General features: G+C 75.3%; 1 protein-coding gene. It reads right to left on the minus strand.

The window, feature by feature from the left end; all coding sequences use genetic code 11:
- Positions 1-119 precede the first annotated feature (119 nt).
- A partial coding sequence (locus ICW40_RS19755; RefSeq protein ID WP_221655687.1) for an aminopeptidase P family protein occupies positions 120-1,495 on the minus strand: 1,376 nt, incomplete at its 5' end.

The following is a 1,495-nucleotide window of genomic DNA, read 5'->3' on the forward strand; positions in this document are numbered from 1 at the left end:
CGCCGCAACAGCCGCCGACGGTCCCGCCGCAGCCCCCGGCCGGCCCGCAGTCCTGAGGGCGCGCTGCTGAGCGCGGGCCGCCCGCCCGGTCGCGGAGCCCGGCTGCCGAGCGGCCGGGCTCAGCCCTCGAGCAGCCCGCCCATCCACGCCTCGACGTCGTCGGGACGGCGCGGCAGGGCGGCGGACAGGTTCTCGTTGCCGTCCGCCGTGATGAGGACGTCGTCCTCGATCCGCACGCCGATGCCCCGCAGCTCCTCGGGGACGGCGAGGTCGTCGGCCTTGAAGTAGAGACCCGGCTCGATCGTGAACACCATGCCCGGCTCGAGCACCGCGTCGAGGTACAGCTCACGCCGCGCCTGCGCGCAGTCGTGCACGTCGAGGCCGAGGTGGTGGCTGGTTCCGTGCACCATCCACCGGCGGTGGAACTGCCCCTCGGGCGCGAGCGACTCCTCGGCCGTCCCGGGCAGAAGGCCCCAGTCGGCGAGCCGTGCGGCGATGACCTCCATAGCGGCGGCGTGCACGTCGCGGAAGCGGCTCCCCGGGCGGGCGACGGCGAAGGCGGCGTCGGCCGCGTCCAGGACCGCCTGGTAGACGCGACGCTGCACCTCGGTGAACGTGCCGTCGACCGGCAGCGTGCGCGTGATGTCCGCGGTGTAGAGCGAGTCGACCTCGACACCCGCGTCGAGCAGCACCATCTCCCCGGTGTGCACGCGGCCGTCGTTGCGGATCCAGTGCAGCGTCGTGGCGTGGTTCCCGGCCGCGGCGATCGTCTCGTAGCCGACGGCGTTGCCCGCCTCGCGCGCGTGCCCGTCGAAGGTCGCCTCGACGACGCGCTCGCCGCGCTCGTGCTCGACGGCGCGGCGCAGGTTGCGCACGACGCGCTCGAAGCCCGCGACGGTCGCCGCGACGGCGGCGCGCATCTGCTCGACCTCGTACTCGTCCTTGATCAGGCGGAGCTCGCTCAGGGCCTCGGCGAGCTCGGCGTCGAGCGCGCCGTGCTCGGCCTCGACCCCGCGGGCCTCGTCGACCTGCGCGGTCACCGCGTCGTCGGCGCCGGGGACGACGCGGACGCGGACGCCGTCCGGACCGACGTCCTTGGCGATCGCGTCCACGAGCTCGTCGAGGGCGGCGGTCGCGATGCCCGTGAGGACCTCGAGGTCGGCGAGCGTCGGACGCGCGCCCACCCAGAACTCGCCGTAGCGCGAGTCCGCGAAGAACTCCTCGGTGTCCCGCCCCGACATGGGCCGGAAGTAGAGGACGGCCTCGTGGCCGTCGTCGACCGGGTGCAGCACGAGGACGGCGTCGGGCTCCTGATCCGTGCCGAGCCCCGTGAGGTGGGCGAACGCCGAGTGCGGGCGGAACCGGTAGTCGGTGTCGTTCGACCGCGTCCGCAGGGGGCCGGCCGGCACGACGAGGCGCTCCCCGGGGAACAGCGCCGACAGCCGCGCGCGCCGGGCGGCGGCCCAGGACGCCGACGGCAGCGGCGCGCCCGGCC

It is taken from the genome of Actinotalea ferrariae (assembly GCF_019733465.1).
Classification (GTDB): domain Bacteria; phylum Actinomycetota; class Actinomycetes; order Actinomycetales; family Cellulomonadaceae; genus Actinotalea; species Actinotalea ferrariae_A.